15 protein-coding genes are annotated in these 17,322 nt (G+C 33.4%); 9 read left to right on the top strand and 6 right to left on the bottom strand.

Going from position 1 to position 17,322, the window contains the following annotated elements; translation table 11 throughout:
• Window positions 1-102: 102 nt before the first annotated feature.
• Window positions 103-1,722: a PucR family transcriptional regulator gene (locus ACA31_RS01415; protein WP_057511607.1), complete on the bottom strand. Its 1,620-nt coding sequence runs from the start codon at window positions 1,720-1,722 to the stop codon at window positions 103-105.
• Window positions 1,723-1,991: 269 nt separating this feature from the next.
• Here ACA31_RS01415 and allW point away from each other — a divergent pair, with 269 nt between their 5' ends.
• Together allW and allB are read left to right on the top strand one after the other, a co-directional pair.
• The gene (gene allW / locus ACA31_RS01410; protein WP_057511606.1) at window positions 1,992-3,482 is read left to right on the top strand and encodes an allantoin permease; all 1,491 of its coding nucleotides are present in this window, start codon (window positions 1,992-1,994) and stop codon (window positions 3,480-3,482) included.
• The gene (gene allB, locus ACA31_RS01405; RefSeq protein ID WP_057511605.1) at window positions 3,472-4,833 is read left to right on the top strand and encodes an allantoinase AllB; all 1,362 of its coding nucleotides are present in this window, start codon (window positions 3,472-3,474) and stop codon (window positions 4,831-4,833) included. The genes allW and allB overlap by 11 nt, the downstream gene beginning before the upstream one ends.
• A gap of 268 nt (window positions 4,834-5,101) precedes the next feature.
• On the opposite strand, the gene ACA31_RS01400 is transcribed toward allB, so the two are convergent.
• Complete coding sequence (locus tag ACA31_RS01400) at window positions 5,102-5,350, bottom strand: hypothetical protein (RefSeq protein ID WP_057511604.1); 249 nt, start codon at window positions 5,348-5,350, stop codon at window positions 5,102-5,104.
• Window positions 5,351-5,691: 341 nt separating this feature from the next.
• On the opposite strand from ACA31_RS01400, the gene ACA31_RS01395 reads away from it, so the two are divergent.
• The 3 genes from ACA31_RS01395 to ACA31_RS01385 all read left to right on the top strand — a co-directional run bounded on the left by ACA31_RS01395 (window position 5,692) and on the right by ACA31_RS01385 (window position 8,690).
• The gene (locus ACA31_RS01395; RefSeq protein ID WP_057511603.1) at window positions 5,692-6,261 is read left to right on the top strand and encodes an RNA polymerase sigma factor; all 570 of its coding nucleotides are present in this window, start codon (window positions 5,692-5,694) and stop codon (window positions 6,259-6,261) included.
• Window positions 6,251-7,069, top strand: coding sequence for an anti-sigma factor (locus ACA31_RS01390; RefSeq protein ID WP_057511602.1), 819 nt, complete (start codon window positions 6,251-6,253; stop codon window positions 7,067-7,069). Before ACA31_RS01395 ends, ACA31_RS01390 begins: the two co-directional genes overlap by 11 nt.
• 145 nt (window positions 7,070-7,214) lie before the next feature.
• Window positions 7,215-8,690, top strand: a complete 1,476-nt coding sequence (locus ACA31_RS01385) for a Mur ligase family protein (protein ID WP_057511601.1) — start codon at window positions 7,215-7,217, stop codon at window positions 8,688-8,690.
• Window positions 8,691-8,741: 51 nt separating this feature from the next.
• Here the strand turns inward: ACA31_RS01385 and isaB are convergent, their stop codons facing one another.
• The 4 genes from isaB to ACA31_RS01365 form a co-directional block, all read right to left on the bottom strand.
• A complete protein-coding gene (gene isaB, locus ACA31_RS01380) occupies window positions 8,742-9,515 on the bottom strand; it encodes an immunodominant staphylococcal antigen IsaB family protein (protein WP_057511600.1) in 774 nt (257 codons plus the stop codon).
• Window positions 9,516-9,884: 369 nt separating this feature from the next.
• Entirely contained in the window at window positions 9,885-10,478 is a 594-nt protein-coding gene (locus ACA31_RS01375) for a histidine phosphatase family protein (RefSeq protein WP_057511599.1), read from the bottom strand.
• A gap of 206 nt (window positions 10,479-10,684) precedes the next feature.
• Window positions 10,685-11,935: a M20 family metallo-hydrolase gene (locus tag ACA31_RS01370; protein ID WP_057511598.1), complete on the bottom strand. Its 1,251-nt coding sequence runs from the start codon at window positions 11,933-11,935 to the stop codon at window positions 10,685-10,687.
• Window positions 11,935-12,738 carry an alpha/beta hydrolase gene (locus ACA31_RS01365; RefSeq protein ID WP_057511597.1) on the bottom strand — a complete coding sequence of 268 codons (804 nt, stop codon included), beginning with the start codon at window positions 12,736-12,738 and terminating at the stop codon, window positions 11,935-11,937. Before ACA31_RS01365 ends, ACA31_RS01370 begins: the two co-directional genes overlap by 1 nt.
• 172 nt (window positions 12,739-12,910) lie before the next feature.
• Here ACA31_RS01365 and allC point away from each other — a divergent pair, with 172 nt between their 5' ends.
• The 4 genes from allC (at window position 12,911) to allD (ACA31_RS01345) (ending at window position 17,310) form a co-directional block, all read left to right on the top strand.
• Window positions 12,911-14,143, top strand: a complete 1,233-nt coding sequence (gene allC / locus ACA31_RS01360; protein ID WP_057511596.1) for an allantoate deiminase — start codon at window positions 12,911-12,913, stop codon at window positions 14,141-14,143.
• 117 nt (window positions 14,144-14,260) lie between these two features.
• On the top strand, window positions 14,261-15,049 hold the full coding sequence (allE, locus tag ACA31_RS01355; protein WP_057511595.1) for a (S)-ureidoglycine aminohydrolase: 789 nt from the start codon (window positions 14,261-14,263) through the stop codon (window positions 15,047-15,049).
• Between the two features lie 15 nt (window positions 15,050-15,064).
• Window positions 15,065-16,096 (top strand): ureidoglycolate dehydrogenase, encoded by a 1,032-nt coding sequence (gene allD / locus ACA31_RS01350; protein WP_057511594.1) that lies wholly within the window; start codon window positions 15,065-15,067, stop codon window positions 16,094-16,096.
• Between the two features lie 131 nt (window positions 16,097-16,227).
• A complete protein-coding gene (gene allD / locus ACA31_RS01345; protein WP_441296188.1) occupies window positions 16,228-17,310 on the top strand; it encodes an ureidoglycolate dehydrogenase in 1,083 nt (360 codons plus the stop codon).
• The last annotated feature ends 12 nt before the right edge of the window (window positions 17,311-17,322 follow it).

The raw sequence follows: 17,322 nt of genomic DNA, 5'->3' as shown, positions 1-17,322 counted from the left end.
ATGAAATTGTAGTTTGAAAAGATATTTAAATACCCTTGTCTTCAGATTATTATTCTGAGACAAGGGTATTTAAATATCTTTGAAAAATAGTAGTGTACAAAATTAATCCCACATAGTGAGATCAGAAACGTATAGGGCAATTCGAATATTTAACGAATGCATCGGATCTTCAATATTCACACCAATCAAATTGCTACATTTATTAATTCTATATTTAACAGTATTACGGTGAATATATATTTTTTCAGCAGTTTTTGTTATATCACATTGGTTATTCATATAGACTTGTAAAGTTTGTTTTAGTTCTCCATCTTTTTTGGTTTTAGGATAGCTTAGTGGTCCTAAAGTATGTTTAATAAAGGGTTGTAATTTCTCTTTAGGTATTAATTGTAAAAGCTCTTTTATATCTTTTGAATGATAGTAAGAAATAAATTCCTGTTTGTCTTTTAGTAAACCATTTTCAAATGCTTCATTGGCTTCGAAAAATGAGGAGGATATCTGCGTGAACTCTGTAACTTCATTGCCTATACCAAAGGAAATACTTCCTTCAAAATGATTACCGTAGCTATTTTGAATTCGCACAAGATAGTCAGAATAATAGTCATGTCGGTTTTGTAGTAAAATAGCAAAGCGATTCGTACTTGGTATTTTGTAAATACTAATATAATCATCTAGCCCAGTAAACATGTGTTCTAGCCAGTGAAATGTTAGTTGATATCGTTCATTGAGATAATAACTATTTTCTAAACTATCCGGTGTATCAATGTCACAAATGATAATTTGATAATGATCAGATTCAAAAATATTATAGCGTTTGAGCAATTCTGCATGTCTTTTAATAGAAAGCGTTTGGTCATTTTGGTTATTAACTAAAGATTCAAAAAAGCGATTAATATCATTTTGCTCTGCTTCTTCAATTTTTGTATTTTTATACAATGCGAAACTCAATACACTGACGACTTGTTCAATTGTCAATAAGCTGAAAGGATACGACAATTTATTGACTTGTGAGACCATTAAATAGTAAGGGAAATACGTGTAACCCAAAACTTTAAAGATGACATGATCTTTATTTTCAAAAACTTGTTTATTTTTATCATAAACAGATGACTGCTGATAATGATTAAGGAAATAACCAATATGTTCGTTAGTTAACTTTTTATTTTGATCATAATGATGACTTAACGCATCAGGTGCTTTGAAAGGATCAAAAAGTATAATAGGTACGCCTAGTAGCTTGCTCATACGTTGAATCATTGTATTGATGCTATAACCTTTGATGAGTAGTTGATTTAGCTCTTGTTGGATACGTAAAGCATAGTTTAGTTTTCCGGTTTCTGAGTCTGAAATATAAGAAGAAATTTGGTACGTAATTTCACCTAAATTCCAATTTTCTGGAATTTCTATTAATGGAAAACCTAATTTATCAGCAAAGGCTATAACATCTTTGTCAATTTCATATAAAAACCTAGAGACTTTTATACCAAGACCTGCCGTATTTATATCATATAAATCTTTAATTAATCTTTTTAAATTTGCTTGATTCTCTTGAAATAAAACACCGGTTGTGAGTATAAAAGAGTTTTGAGATGTGAAATGCTTGATGTCATTATTTTCAGTAATATCTAAATTTGAAACTTCTGATGACAAATCTCCGTTTTTGTTAATCAGTTCTAATCCCTTAAACTGAGGAACGGACAAAATTTCGTTTAGTGTAGTCATGTTTGAATCCTCCGTTTCCATCTTCTTATATAATTAGGAATACTATTGTTTCTGTCAATTTATATATATATATACATATATAATAGTATAAATCCTATGAAAAATAATGTTATATAAAAATTATTATACACATGTTTTGTTCGAAATATATAAAATCCCCCTTAATATATGTCATTACTAACAAAGAAAAACGCTTACATAAATAATAAACTAATTATTAAAGATTAAAAAGATAGTTACTAGCTTATTGAAGCAAAGGAGATATATATATGGAAAGACAGGGGAATGAAACGGCTTATGAGCAATCTTTCTTTGAGAAGCGCGGTTATAATAAAGACATAATGCCGAAGACATCAACGCAGAGAAATAATTCTGCATTTAACTTTTTCACTTTATGGATGGGTGCTGTTCATAATATACCTAACTATACAGCAGTTGGTGGGTTTTTATTAATAGGATTATCACCATTGCAAGTAATATTTGCGTTGATTCTAAGTTCATTTGTTATTGCGACGTTACTAGTTGCTAATGGCTATGCTGGTTCTAAATATGGCATACCTTTTGCAATGCAATTACGAGATACATATGGCGATATCGGCGCTAAGTTACCTGGCGTGTTACGTGGTGTTGTTGCTGGAATTGCATGGTTTGGCTTACAAACATTTGCCGGTTCCCAAGCATTGTTAATTTTATTGAATAAAATTTTCCCAGGATTTGAACATATAGGAAGTGGGATAACAATATTAGGTATTTCAATACCTGGTCTTATCGCATTTTTGATTTTTTGGGCAATTAGTTTTGCAATTGGTTTTGGTGGTGGAGATATATTAAATAAATTCACTGCTCTATTGAACCCTCTGATTTATATTGTATTTGGTGGTATGGCTATATGGGGTCTTACTGTTGCTGGAGGTTTCAGTAATATCATGAATTATGAGATATCAACGAAGACAGATGGGATTATTTATCCAGCGATATTATCATTTGTTTTAATTTTCAACTCTTTATTAGGCGTTTGGGCTGGCCCGGGGTCAAGTGTTTCAGACTTCACTCAAAATGCAAAATCTACTAAAACTCAAATTATTGGCCAAATTTCCGGTATCGTTGTTGCCCATGTCTTATTCGCGATTGCGAGTGTGTTCATTATTATCGGTGGCTCAATTTATCTAGGACATCAAGAATGGAATATTTTAACAATCATTAATGAATGGAGTAATTTCTGGGCAATATTGATTTCGACAGGCGTTCTATTAATGACAACCATTTCTACTAATGCAACGAGTAATATCATACCTGCTGCATATCAATTGAGTGCATTACTACCTAAGTGGATTAACTATAAACGAGGTGTGGTCATTGCGTCGGTACTAAGTGTTGTCATTATGCCATGGAAAATGATGGAAAACGAAGATAGTATCTTTTTATTCTTAAATGCAATTGGTGCGATACTTGGTCCCGTTGCTGGTGTAATGATTGTACATTTCTATCTGGTATCCAAATGCCATATAGATATTGATAAATTATACTTTGACTTACATGACAAAAACGTAAAAGTACAAAGAATTAACGTTTCTGCCTACATCGCAACGATATTAGGTGTTGTGATATCACTATTAGGTTTCTTGCCAGCATTTACAATGATTTCTGATTTTTCATGGTTTATAGGATTCTTTATATCCAGTTTAGTTTATATAGTATTGCATTATTCCGTTAAATTATTTTCAAAAAGACAAGAAGGAGTGAATTATAATGAAATATGATTTAATTTTAAAAAATGGATTAGTCATTTTAGAAGATAGTCAACAAAATGTAGAAATTGGTGTCAAAGATGGCAAAATTTCTGCGATTGGCCAAGATTTAGGTGAAGCCGAAACAGTGATTGACGCTAAAAATCAAATCGTATCGCCAGGTATGGTAGATGCACATGTTCATATTACTGAACCAGGTGGTGGTTATCGTGATGGTTGGGAAGGTTATGTAACTGGAACAAGCGCAGCAGCTAAAGGTGGTGTAACTTCATTTATTGAAATGCCTTTAAATCAAGTACCTGCTACAACAGATAAAGCATCTATTCAAACAAAATTTGATGCTGGTAAAGACGAACTTTCAGTTGATGTTGCGAGTTATGGTGGTTTAGTACCATATAACTTAAACGGAGGTATTCAAGAATTAGATGAAGCAGGCGTTGTGGCTTATAAAGCATTTTTAGCAACATGTGGAGATCGCTCAATCGAAGGCGATTTTGAAAATGTTGATGATTATTCATTATACGAAGGTATGAAACAAATCGCGAAGACAGGTAAAATTTTATCAATTCACTCTGAGAATGCGACGATTACAGATCGTTTAGGTGAAATTGCTAAAGCAAATGGTGAAACAACTTTAAGTGCATATGTTGATAGTCGACCAGTTTTTACTGAAGTTGAGCCAATTCGTAAAATTATTTTATTCGCTAAAGAAACTGGTTGTCGTGTACATATTGTGCATGTTGCTTGTGAAGAAGGCGTAGATGAAATTATTAAAGCGCAACAAGAAGGTGTAGATATTACGTGTGAAACTTGTACACATTACTTATATTTCTATAAAGAAGAACTAGATGATATAGGACCAGTTGTAAAATGTTCACCTCCAATCCGAGAACAGTCTCGTTTAGAAGGTATGTGGCGTCGTGTGTTAAATGGTGATATTAGTTTTGTTACTTCAGACCATTCACCGTGTACACCAGACTTAAAAGATACAGATAATGCGTTTGAAGCTTGGGGAGGTATCGCAGGTTTACAAAATAATGTTGATATACTATTTGATGAAGGAGTCCAAAAACGTCATTTGTCACTACAAAAATTTGCTGATATTATAGCTACAGCACCTGCCAAACGTTTCGGTTTAGACTCAAAAGGTTGCATCGCAGTTGGTAAAGATGCAGACTTTGTACTTATTAAACCGAATGCACCATACACATTAGCAGCTGAAGATTTAGCATACCGTAATAAAATGAGTCCTTACATTGGGCGTGAAATTGGTGCACAAGTAACACAAACCATTTTAAGAGGACAAGAAATTTATAACCAAAGAACTGGTATTTCTGAAAAACGGGTTGGACAATTTATTTAAGGTTGAAGTATTTAAAATATGGTAACTACTGCTTTATATAAAACATTTTTGAGCATTAAATATTTTAAAGTATAAACAATATAAAGCATCTTAAAATTATTTTAGGGTGTTTAAATATAAAATAAGTCTAGGGCAATTTTGCTCCTAGACTTATTTTTATATAATCATTGATAAAATTACTACTTACAAAAGTTTACATTTCTTAGTGCCCATTTCAATGAGGAATAACCCCTTGAATTTAAACTACTAATTTATGATTGAAACAAAATTAGTATCTAACTATTTCTTTACTTGTTTCAATTATAAATAAGACAACTAATGTAAGCGTGATTGCGCCTATAAATGCTGTGATTAAGAAATACATGCCTGTTGATAGTAATAAAGATGTGCCTATAAATGCGCCTAAAACGCCTGAAATCAGACTGACAATGATAGTGGGGATTGAGTTACTCGTTAACCAAAGTGATAAACTGATGCCTATAATAGCACCTACAATTAGCGTAAGAATGATACTCATCAAAATCCCTCCAGTAGGTTACGATTTCCATCCAGTGTAACACTTATTTATAGACAATCTAGTACAAAGACTTGTAATATTACTACATTTATTAGTTGGATAAATACAATTGTATAACCGCTTTTGTAATGAAATGCTTGAGCCATTAGTGGTAATGTGATTAATAGGTTGAAAATAAAAGGGGAAAAGGAAATAGTTATAATTATTTAGTGATATTATAAAAAATTCTTGAAAGTTAATCTTTCAACGTATAACTTGCGTATATCTATTGAATACATATGTACATATACATATAGGATAGGTATTGCTAAATACTGAATTTAAACTAAGGAGGGGACGGCATGATAGATGAAAATGATCTTTATAGATCAATAATCGATAAAAAGGACAGTAAGAGTTTAGAAATCCTATATGATCGATATGAGTCATTGTTATTTAATTTGGCTTACAAAATCACAAAAGATGTTCAATCTAGTGAAGAAGTTTTGCAAGATGTTTTTATGAAAATTTGGAATCAAAAAGCAATATTTAAACCAAATAAAGGAAAAATGTCGACTTGGCTTATTACATTATGCCGTAATAAATCTATTGATATGATAAGGAAAAATAAACATATTGAAAATGAGTTTGATGAAGGATTCCAAGGAATACAAAACGATCATCTACCAGAATATGATTTGTTGGATAAGGAAGTGTCTGAAGAAATAAAAAAAATGATTTCACTTTTAAATAAAGATCAACAAAAGATTATTTATTTGTTTTATTATAAAGGTTTGAGTCAGCAAGAAATTGCTGATAAATTACAAACACCATTAGGAACGGTTAAGAGTAGAATGAGGCTATCAATTAAGCATTTAAATGATTATTCCAAAAAATACATGAGAAGGGAGCGTGGAGAAAATGAAAGATAATAAAGTTGATAAGCTATACGATTATTTCAATGACAATATGAATGAAAGTGAAAAAGAGCAAGTTGAAAAAGAATTAGATTCGTCATCTGAAAGCCATAAGACTTTAAACGACCTAAACATTCTTCACGATTCACTTCCATATAGTAACAAAGAAATTGAACCGCCTACAGGCATGAAGAAAAGAATTTTAGCGTCAGTGCTAGATGAAGAAAACAATTCAAACGAAGAAGCAGAAAAAGAACAGCAAGAAGATGAAATAGATACAACAAGTGCAAATAACGATCAAGAAAATCAGCAAATAGCGCATATTTCAAAATATAAGAAGAAAAAATCTAAAAGTACTATTACTAAACGTGTGTCGATAGGCATGATAGTAGCGTTATTATTTTTATCTATTATAGGTAACGGCGTGCAATACTTTGGATATAAGGCATCTCAAAATCAATCATCTCCAATGATTAATACGAATGATGCGAAAGCAATAAACTTAAATTCTATGACTGGGGATCAAGTGCAAGGGCAAGCCTATCTGTCTGACTCTAGCAATAATAAGGATAGAAAATTAATGGTTGAAGCCAATGATATTGAAGCAACAAAGGGTAATGAAGTTTATCAAGTGTGGATATTAAAAGGCGAGCAAGCACACCCTGCAGGTACGTTTGCGAGTGTGAATGATAAAGGGATGGTTGTTTTTGATTTGAGTAATGTAGATGTTGATAAAGAAGATAAAATAGCAATTACATTAGAACCATCACCTAATAATAAGCAACCTAAGGGACAAATGATTATGTCTAGTAATGAAATTTAACTTGATTTTTATTTAGAAAAATATTTTAAAAGGATCACATATTTATGTGATCCTTTTCTTTGGTTTATACGTATACTTTATAGTTACTTTTTTAATATACATATTTAAGTATTATAAAATAAACGATAAATGTTGGGTGAATATAATGAAAATAACCGTTGAAGATATACTATTTACAATTGGAGAAAGTATAGTTAAGCGTTCTTTAAACGTAAAAGTGAGTACAGATAAGACCTGTGAAAAAATTACGTCAATGTATCAAGATATTCAGCAAGACACAATATTTATGTTGAAGCGTTCGGACAATACGGTTCATTATGCGGAACGCGCGAATGCAATGAAACCATTGATTATGATTACTGATGCGTCTCCGTCTACATTTAAAGATTTTGAATTTAATATGTCTGTTATTTATATCAATGATTTTCCTAATGTGGCTAATCAATTAGTGAAGTTATACTATGGAAGCGCTATTGACGCATTAAAGTTCATTGCAGTTACGGGTACAAACGGCAAAACAACAACTTGTCATATGATGGGTAATTTATTAACACAGTTAGGTAAAAAAGTAGCAATCATTGGTACGATGGGCGTGTTCGATAGTCATTATAACAAAATGAAATTTAACCATACGACACAAACGACGCCGATGTATTTTGAAATGGGAGAAATCATAGATTATTTTTACCGTGAAAATTACGATTATATTGTTTATGAAGCGACCTCTATTGCTTTAGAACAAAGACGCATAGACTTCATTCAAAATGAGTTAGCAGTATTTACTAACTTTAGCCCAGAACATCTTGAATATCATGGCACAATGGAAAACTATTTAAATGCTAAGTTAAAGTTGGATGATTTAAGTAAAGCGAATATAGTGAACTGGGACACGACTGAATATAGATCTATAGCAAAAGATGATTTATATTTTTCAAATCAAGAAGAAACATATTATCAATATCATGCGAAAAATAGTCATATTGATATTGTCATCAATGGAGCAAAGTATCGTGTTAATCCGACTTTTCATGGCGGGCATAACTACATTAATTTAGCAACGAGTATTTTTGCATTGCATAAAATGGATTTCGATGTCGAAGCCATTATTCAAGCATCTCATGTGATTGATTCACCTTTACATCGTTTTCAAATTATTGATATAGGTGCATATACGATTATTTTAGATTTTGCGCATACAGCTTTAGCAGTTAGAGAATCAGTAAGCAATGCTTTAGACTATACAGACGGTATAGGTAAAAAATTAAATACTATGATTACTGGTATAGGCTTAAGAGGGTTTGATAAAATTGCTTTGACTGTCGATGAGCTTCCTGCTGGAGTGCATAAGTTAATGTTGGCTGCAGAGCAAGTGGGATATGTAGATCCTAAACTCATTATTAAATTTATGAATCAACATTTACCTGACAGTTATAAAAAAAGCGTGGTTTTAAATGGGTGTTCGAGAAAAGAAGGTATACGAGAGTTGCTATATGCTACAGACAGCAATAATGAAGTTATCCTCCTCACGGGTATTAATGAACCACAAAACTTTAAAGGCAACAGGTATGACCATGATGATCAATCATATATAGAAGAATTACTACAAATGGATGTTATTTAAATTAATAAACAGTAAAAAAGGACCTATAAGCAGGTCCTTTTTTACTGTTTATTAATTTATCATTACTTTCATTAAATAACCTTGTTCGTCGAAGTGTGCTGTATACATACCATTATTTGTTTCATAAGTCATATATGAACCGTTTTCTGTTTGTCCTTCATCAGACATATGGTTAGACATATGTGCTTCTTTGAACATTGTTTTGTTTACTGTGTCTGCTTTAGTATCAAAAGTGATATTTACGACTTGGCCATCTTTATTCATATCAATCATTGTGTCATTCACTTTTTTACTTGTAGCTACATCTTTATCGTTTGTTGCAGTGTTAACTTTGTATCCATCAATCATTACATTATCGTATTTTAACGCTCTTACAAAATCATAATCTTGAGTAAAATGACCATCGTATGTTGTGTAGCCAGTATAATTATAATATGGCATCATAGCTTCTTCCATATTGCCCTTCATCATATTACCATGCATGTCGTTCATGCTCTGATCCATTGTCATATCGTTATTGTTCATATTACCTTGCATGTCATTCATGCCTTGATCCATTGGCATATCGTTGTTGTTCATATTACCATGCATGTCATTCATGCCTTGATCCATTGTCATATCGTTATTGTTCATATTACCTTGCATGTCATTCATGCCTTGATCCATTGGCATGGCTTGTTGTTGCATATTGTTGTTCATATTATTTTCTTGAGGATTCATTGTGTCCGCATGTGCAGTGTTATTTCCAATTACGGCATTTCCTGCTCCTACTAAAAGTCCTGTAGCTGCGACTGTTGATGATAATACTAATATTTTTTTATTCATAAAGCTTCACCCCTATTTTAAATTTTTAAAGTAATTCTTGTTGTCTAACCTTAATTCTTATGGGATTTTATCTACCAAATTAAATCCCAAATAAGCTTACACAACTAGCCCCCTTTTAAGTTCACTCAATAAATATACGTTTTCTTTTTAGATAGAGTTCACATTTCACAAATTTTCTTCGGATTATTTTTAAAATGCTACATTCATTCATTCAATCTACTTACTGCTCTAAAATATTGTCATGGCACTTTATAACAAAAAACGGTTAATCATAACAAAAAATTATGATTAACCGTAAAAGATATAAAATTTATTTAACTATTGTAATTACTATACAACGACACCACTCATAATAATTACAAAGGGAGGTTACATTTTCCCTAGTGAAGAATGCGATGGCAAGTGTGCCGCTTCATTATAATTTAAAATTGTGGCTTGTTCATTTGTTAATTTAAGGGTACTTAGACTGCCATTAGACAGTCTTGGTGAATCAGTACTTATTTCTCCGTTAGAATAGTAAGAAAATACTGCTTTAATAAATGCGCCATGAGAGACAATTAAGATTTTTTGATCTTTGTATTGTTCGATAATTGAATTTATCCCATTAAGAAAACGATTGGTTACGACGTGTGCTTGTTCTTTGTTTGGATAAAGTCGATTGGGATATAACGCTATACGCTCTTTTAATGATAATCCTTCAGCATCACCGAATGAAATTTCAATAAATGCGTCCATTTCTATCAAAGGTATAGTTAGTTGTTGCTGAATAATATCAGCTGTCTTTTTTGCTCTAGCTAATGGGCTTGTGATGATAATATCCCATTCTGAATTGTTTAGAATTTGGCTGCAAACTTCGGCTTGTTTAACGCCTGTATGGTTTAAAGGCACGTCTGTTCTGCCTTGTAATTTTCCTGCTATATTCCAATCTGTTTCGCCGTGTCTGATAAAACAAATTTCCGTCATTGATATCAACCTTTATAATTTTGTATTTAAAAAAGATTCAATAATCATACTTTCACTTTTATAATAAGTATCTCATTCAAAGATATAATTTTCAAAAAATAACCTTTAATCTTTGATAGAGAAAATTGGGTTTTATTTTGCATTTTTAATTACGTTTTACATACTTATTCGGAAATTGACGAACCATTTAATTTAAGAGAGCGTTTTTAATTATCTAGTATTACTTCTAGATTAGCTAACTCGATTGTTGTATCAATATATATTTGAATTCCTTTAGCGATTTGTTGTTCTGTGACGGATTCTTCTGGAGAATGGCTAATACCTTTTTTACAAGGGATGAATATCATACTTGTCGGACAAATTGATGCGAAGTTCATAGCATCGTGACCTGCACCACTATACATATAACGGAAACTAAAGTCAGATTGAAGACAGCTTTGTTCAGTGATTTGAGCCATCTTTTTGTTGAAACTACGCGGTTGATCTTGTCCTAAATCATCTAAATGATAGCTTGCTTTACGTTTGTTAACAATAGTTTGAATATGTTGTTGGATTTCTGATACTACTTGTTCTCGTACTTCTAGATTTTTTCCGCGAATATCAATTAATAATGTCACTTCTCCTGGGATAGCATTCATCGTGTTTGGATAGACATTCGCATAACCAACTGTAGTGACAATGCCTTGATCATGATAGGTTTGTCCTATTGATTCAACACTTAAAATGATTTCTGACGCCGTAGTTAGTGCGTCTACTCTCATCGGCATAGGCGTGGAACCAGAGTGACTTATCACACCTTGAATCTTTAACTTGAAACGGTGAGGTGCAGCAATATCTGTAACAATGCCAATATCTTTGCTATTTTTTTCAAGAATAGGTCCTTGTTCAATATGCAGTTCTAAAAATGCCTTGATTTCATTGCGTTCAAATAGTGCTGCCTTACCATGCATATCTTGGGACAAAGGTTCAACGACATCATAAAGCACATTGCCTTCGTTGTCTTTAATATATTTCATGTCAGATTTGGTCATTTCACCTGTCAGATATTTACTTCCTAAAGTTGCTTCGTTAAATCTTGTTGATTCTTCACAAGCAAAAGCAATCACAATAATTGGGTGATCTGTTTCTATATTATGCTTGTTTAAATGTTCAATAACCTCTAGTGCGGCCAATACACCTAGCAATCCATCGTATTGGCCGCCGTCTCTTACAGTATCAATGTGGGATCCTAAAACTACTGGCTTTAAAGAAGGGTTCTTACCCTCTCTACGTGCGATGACATTCCCGAAAAAATCAAAATATACATCTAATCCAGCTTTTTGACACAACATAGAAAATTTTAATGCGGCTAGTCTCTCTGGATGTGTAAAGGCAATACGATTAATACCACCATTTTTTTCATTTCGAGCAAAATTATTAAACGTTTGAAAATTATCTAAAACATTTTGTAAATTCACTATAAACAATCTCCTTTATATAAACTAATATTGGTTTCATTTACTACTCTATCGAAATCGTGTTGATTGAAATTTAAAGATTCGATTTGACAGTTACTCACGTTTTGATAGATATGTTCACTTTCAGTGTAGGGTACATCGGGATCATTCTTACAATGTACAATGAACATTGGCGGAAAACCTTTTAATTGTTGAGGCGAAATATTGTAATCACTTTGAGTTGAAGTCTGAATACCTAAATAATATAACCATTTAGCTTCTCCGCGTGCATGTATATAAATAGGGTATCTGACTTGCATAGGTCCTGAGATTAGTGGTTTGTTTTGAATTAACTGATTAATTATATCAGGCGTGATTTTAGAGGATAATGTTTGATACTGAGCATTTGGGCGTAAAAACGATGGTACATGTACACGGCAATAACCATAAAAATCAAGAATGCCATCAACTGGACGATGTAAAGAGACTAACATTGCTAAAAAAGCACCTGCAGAACGACCAAATGTAAATAATGGCAATGACGAATAACGCTGTTTAATAGTATCGTATTGTAGTAAAACATCTCTAATGATTACATTGATCTTACTTTCAGGTGCGAGACGATAAGAGGCCAGAACGAGATGGAAATTTTGTGATAGTACGTCAATGTATGGCTGTGCTAAGTCATGGGCATCACCAAAGATTAATCCACCACCATGAAAATAAATGATAATGCCTTTTGGACTATTGGTTTTTGCTTCAATAACTGTAAAAGGTAAGGTGAACCCATCCTCAGTTATCATTTCAGAATGATATTGAGACAAACTTATCATCCCCCTTTATATAGAATTTGCTAACTATAGTATCTCAAAGAAATATTTAGAAGTATTTGTATAAATCGAATAAAAGTCTTAACGATAATTGTTAGAAATGTGAATGATAACTAAAATGTAAACGCTTATAATTAGTTGTGAAATGAAAAAGGAGTTGAATTAAATGGACATACGATCTTCTTTTGAAGCTTTAGATAAAAAATTCACTGCATTCGGTGGATTAGATGGTGGCGGTATTACCCGTTTACTATATTCAGATGAGTGGTCAAATGCTGTACATGAATTAAAACGTACATTAGAAACTGAAGGGTTCGAAACGCGTTTCGATAGCGTTGGTAACTTAAAGGGGCGCATTGAAGGTAGTAAATACCCTGAAGAAACAATCATGTCTGGTTCTCATATTGACACAGTAATTGAGGGTGGACATTTAGATGGTCAATTTGGCGTATTGGCAGCGTTAGTCGCGATGCAGTCATTGAAAGCAGATTATGGTCAGCCACTACGTTCTCTGGAACTATTAGCATTAGCAGAAGAGGAAGGCAGTCGTTTCCCATGTGCATTTTGGGGAAGTAAAAACTTCTTTAATTTAGCAAAGCGTGAAGACGTTGATGCGATTACTGATGGTGAAGGGGTTAACTTCAAAGAGGCGATGAATAAAGCTGGGTTTGATTACCGCATTGAAGACAATGATTTTGGTTATATTAAATCATTTATTGAAGTACATATTGAACAAGGAAAAGTACTAGAAACTGAACAAAAAGCTATAGGTGTTGTAAATGGCATCGTAGGACAAAAACGTTACACTATTCATTTGAAAGGTGAAGCGAATCATGCAGGTACTACACCGATGGGTTTAAGAAAAGATGCGGTTGTTGCTTTTAGTAAAATAGCAACAGAGTTAACAGATAAAGCAAGAGCAATCGGCGATCCGCTGGTTATTACTTTTGGTCGTGTTGATCCTGTACCAAATACAGTAAATGTTGTGCCTGGTGAAGTAACGTTTTCAATTGATTGTAGACATATCAATCAAGATGAATTAAATGAATTTGCGAAGACGATTGATAGCTGTATTAAAACAGTTTCAGAACAAGAAGGTGTCGAATATGACATTAATTTGTGGATGGATGAAGCACCAACAATGATGGACGAAAGATTGGTCAACGAAGTAGAAAAGGCAGCTGAACAAGTCGTTGGTGCGAAAGACAACAAGATAATGTCTTCAGGCGCAGGTCATGATTCTCAAATATTCGCAAAATATATTCCGACAGCAATGTTGTTTGTCCCTTCGATTAATGGCATAAGTCACAACGTTACGGAAGAAACAAACATCGAAGATTTGGTTAAAGGTATAGAAGTGCTGAAACAAGTACTATATCAACTTGCTTATGAGGAATAGTAGTAAGACATCATTCACTAAAACAGCAAATACTGATTAAATAGACAGATTTTATAATTAAATTTTAATGAAAATTTGAAATGACAACTTTAAATAGAGAAAAGGAGAAATGTTTTTATGGGTTACTTAAATCATAATCAAGGTTATAGAGAAGGTTTATTAGAAACACGTTCGGTAATTAAAAAAGATAATTATGCAGTTATTACACCAGATGGTTTAGTGAATAATGTGGTTCCAGGTTTTGAAGATTGCGATGTAACAATTATGGGATCACCAAGATTAGGTGCGCGTTTTGTTGATTATTTAGTGACATTAAAAAACCAAGGTGGTAATAAACAAGGCTTTGGAGGGGACGGCGTTCAAACATTTATCTATGTAGAATATGGTCATATCAACGCTTATGCAGACGATAAAAAATATGAATTAAGTGCAGGCGGATACTTATATGTGCCATCACATCAAGTAATGACATTTGAAAATAGTAATCAAAACAATGATAGTAGAGTGTTTTTATATAAAAAACGTTACCAACCATTAGAAGGTTATACACCAGAAGTGGTTGCAGGAAATGTGAATGAAATGGTTCAAGAACCTTATGAAGGCATGGAAGAAGTTAAGATTTTGGACCTTTTACCAAAAGAGCTTGCCTATGATATGAATATTCATATTTTATCATTTAAACCTGGTGCATCACATGGTTATATCGAAACGCATGTACAAGAACACGGTGCTTATGTATTAAGTGGACGCGGCATGTATAACTTAGACAATGATTGGTTACCAGTTGATAAAGGCGACTATATCTTTATGGGAGCATATGCACCTCAAGCAACATATGCAGTAGGCTTAGATGAGCCATTTGAATATATCTATTCAAAAGATGCTAACAGAGATATTGAAATTTAAGAAAGGTTGTTAATAATGGAAGAAGAGACGTTAGTATACGTTGAAAGAGATAAATTACGTGAACTTTTCAAAAGAAAATTGAAACAAGCTGGCCTTCCTGAAACACAAGCAGATAAAACTGCTGACCTTATGATATTTGCTGATGAACGTGGCATCCATTCTCATGGTTCAGTACGTATGCAGTATTATGCCGAGCGCATTTCGAAAAAGGGTTATAATTTGGAACCCCAATTTGAATTTACGCAAACTGGTCCCTCAGTTGGTACTTATTTTGGAGACAATGCAGTGGGTCATTATGTAGCATATCAAGCCATGGAAAAAGCTATTACGATGGCTGAAAATAGTGGTATTGGTATGGTAGGAGTTAAAGAAATGGGTCATAGTGGTGCCATTGGCTATTTTGCAGAACAAGCTTCTAAAAAAGGTATGGTTGCAATCACAGTCTGTCAATCTGATCCAATGGTGGTACCGTTTGGTGGTACGAAAGCATACTTTGGCACAAATCCTATTGCATTTGCAGCACCAAGACAATCTGGTGAGCCAATTTTGTTCGATATGGCAACAACTGTTCAAGCATGGGGGAAAATTTTAGACGCACGTTCTAAACATAAAACAATCCCTGATACATGGGCAGTCGATAGTCAGGGTGATCCTACGACTAATCCATTCGAGGTGGCAGCATTGTTACCTGTTGCTGGACCTAAGGGTTATGGACTCATGATGATGGTAGATATCTTAGCTGGCAGTTTATTAGGATTACCATTTGGAAAACATGTTACTTCTATGTATAAAGATTTAAGCCAATATCGCAGATTAGGACAATTTCATATTGTTATTAATCCAGCATACTTTGGAGATAAAACATTATTTTTAGAAAAAGTTTCGGACATGGTTAATGAGTTGCATGAAGTAAATGCAGCACAAGGGTTTGATCAGGTGTACTACCCTGGAGAAATTCAAGAAGAAGTTAAACAGCGTTATGTTAAAAGTGGTATTCCAATCGCTGAAAGCATCTATGAATATTTAATATCAGATAAGATATATTAAATTAAAACTAAAGGAAGCGAAATGGGATAATTTCATGAAATGTATGATGACATACGTTTAAAGTTAATTCGAATGCGCCCAAGTAGCTTCCTTTTTAATGCATAAAAGGTGGACAAAGAAGATATATTTTCATGAAATTGAATATAAAGACAGGAGGTTTTAGTGTGCGTTTATCAGAAGAACAATTATTTGAACTTATGAAAAATAAATTAGTAAAGGCTGGCTTGAATGAAAGTGCTGCAAAAGACGTTGCGGACGTACTGACATTTGCAGATCACAGAGGTATTCATTCTCATGGTGCAGTTAGAGTTGAGTATTATGCAGAACGAATCGCTAAAGGTGGTATTACAGCAAATCCAAACTATCAATTTGAACAAACTGGGCCTTCAGCCGCTGTATTTGAAGGTGACAATGGTCCAGGTCATCAAGCAGCGAAAGAAGCGATGGAAAAAGCAATTGCAATGGCTAAAGAGAGCGGTGTCGCAGTAGTTGGTGTGAAACATATTTCCCATAGTGGCGCACTGGGTTACTTCGTAGAAATGGCAGCTAAAGAAAATATGGTTGGAATTAGTATGTGTCAATCAGACCCAATGGTTGTTCCTTTTGGTGGTACAGAACCATATTTCGGAACAAATCCAATTGCATTTAGTGCACCTTCAAATGATGATCGCATCGTTACATTTGATATGGCAACTACAGTGCAAGCATGGGGTAAAGTGCTTGATGCGAGAGCGAAACACTTATCTATTCCAGATACATGGGCAGTTAATGCGCAAGGTGAACCAACTACTGACGCAAGTGATGTTCATGCACTAGTACCAGTAGCTGGACCTAAAGGTTATGGATTAATGATGATGGTCGATATCTTGTCAGGTAGCCTGTTAGGTGTGCCACATGGTGTTCACGTATCATCCATGTACAAAGATTTAACAAAAGGACGAGACTTAGGTCAATTACATATTGTAATTAATCCAGCTTTTTTTACTGATTTAGATCAATTTAAAATACGTATTTCAACAATGTTGAATGAATTAAAAGAACAACCTGCTGCAGAAGGATTTGGAGAAATCTTCTATCCAGGTGAACGTGGTCGCTTACGTAGCGATAAATACGATGAAGAAGGCATCGAAATTGTTGATGACATCTATGAATATTTAATCTCAGATGATGTGCATTACGATCGTTACCACGGAAAGAATAGATTCGCAGAATAATAATGGAGGCAT

It is taken from the genome of Staphylococcus sp. NAM3COL9, from assembly GCF_001431205.1.
In the GTDB taxonomy this organism is placed as follows: Bacteria; Bacillota; Bacilli; order Staphylococcales; family Staphylococcaceae; genus Staphylococcus.
Note: the sequence above shows the minus strand (reverse complement) of the source record. Positions and strands in the feature narration are given on the sequence as shown.

What these genes read in the sequence shown, in the direction of transcription:
- isaB (WP_057511600.1), bottom strand. Translation starts at nt 9,515, where the DNA reads ATGAATAAAAAAATATTAGTATTATCATCAACAGTCGCAGCTACAGGA.
- ACA31_RS01390 (WP_057511602.1), top strand. Translation starts at nt 6,251, where the DNA reads ATGAAAGATAATAAAGTTGATAAGCTATACGATTATTTCAATGACAAT.
- ACA31_RS01400 (WP_057511604.1), bottom strand. Translation starts at nt 5,350, where the DNA reads ATGAGTATCATTCTTACGCTAATTGTAGGTGCTATTATAGGCATCAGT.
- ACA31_RS01385 (WP_057511601.1), top strand. Translation starts at nt 7,215, where the DNA reads ATGAAAATAACCGTTGAAGATATACTATTTACAATTGGAGAAAGTATA.
- allD (WP_441296188.1), top strand. Translation starts at nt 16,228, where the DNA reads ATGAAATTGAATATAAAGACAGGAGGTTTTAGTGTGCGTTTATCAGAA.
- allE (WP_057511595.1), top strand. Translation starts at nt 14,261, where the DNA reads ATGGGTTACTTAAATCATAATCAAGGTTATAGAGAAGGTTTATTAGAA.
- ACA31_RS01415 (WP_057511607.1), bottom strand. Translation starts at nt 1,722, where the DNA reads ATGACTACACTAAACGAAATTTTGTCCGTTCCTCAGTTTAAGGGATTA.
- allD (WP_057511594.1), top strand. Translation starts at nt 15,065, where the DNA reads ATGGAAGAAGAGACGTTAGTATACGTTGAAAGAGATAAATTACGTGAA.
- allC (WP_057511596.1), top strand. Translation starts at nt 12,911, where the DNA reads ATGGACATACGATCTTCTTTTGAAGCTTTAGATAAAAAATTCACTGCA.
- allB (WP_057511605.1), top strand. Translation starts at nt 3,472, where the DNA reads ATGAAATATGATTTAATTTTAAAAAATGGATTAGTCATTTTAGAAGAT.
- ACA31_RS01395 (WP_057511603.1), top strand. Translation starts at nt 5,692, where the DNA reads ATGATAGATGAAAATGATCTTTATAGATCAATAATCGATAAAAAGGAC.
- allW (WP_057511606.1), top strand. Translation starts at nt 1,992, where the DNA reads ATGGAAAGACAGGGGAATGAAACGGCTTATGAGCAATCTTTCTTTGAG.
- ACA31_RS01375 (WP_057511599.1), bottom strand. Translation starts at nt 10,478, where the DNA reads ATGACGGAAATTTGTTTTATCAGACACGGCGAAACAGATTGGAATATA.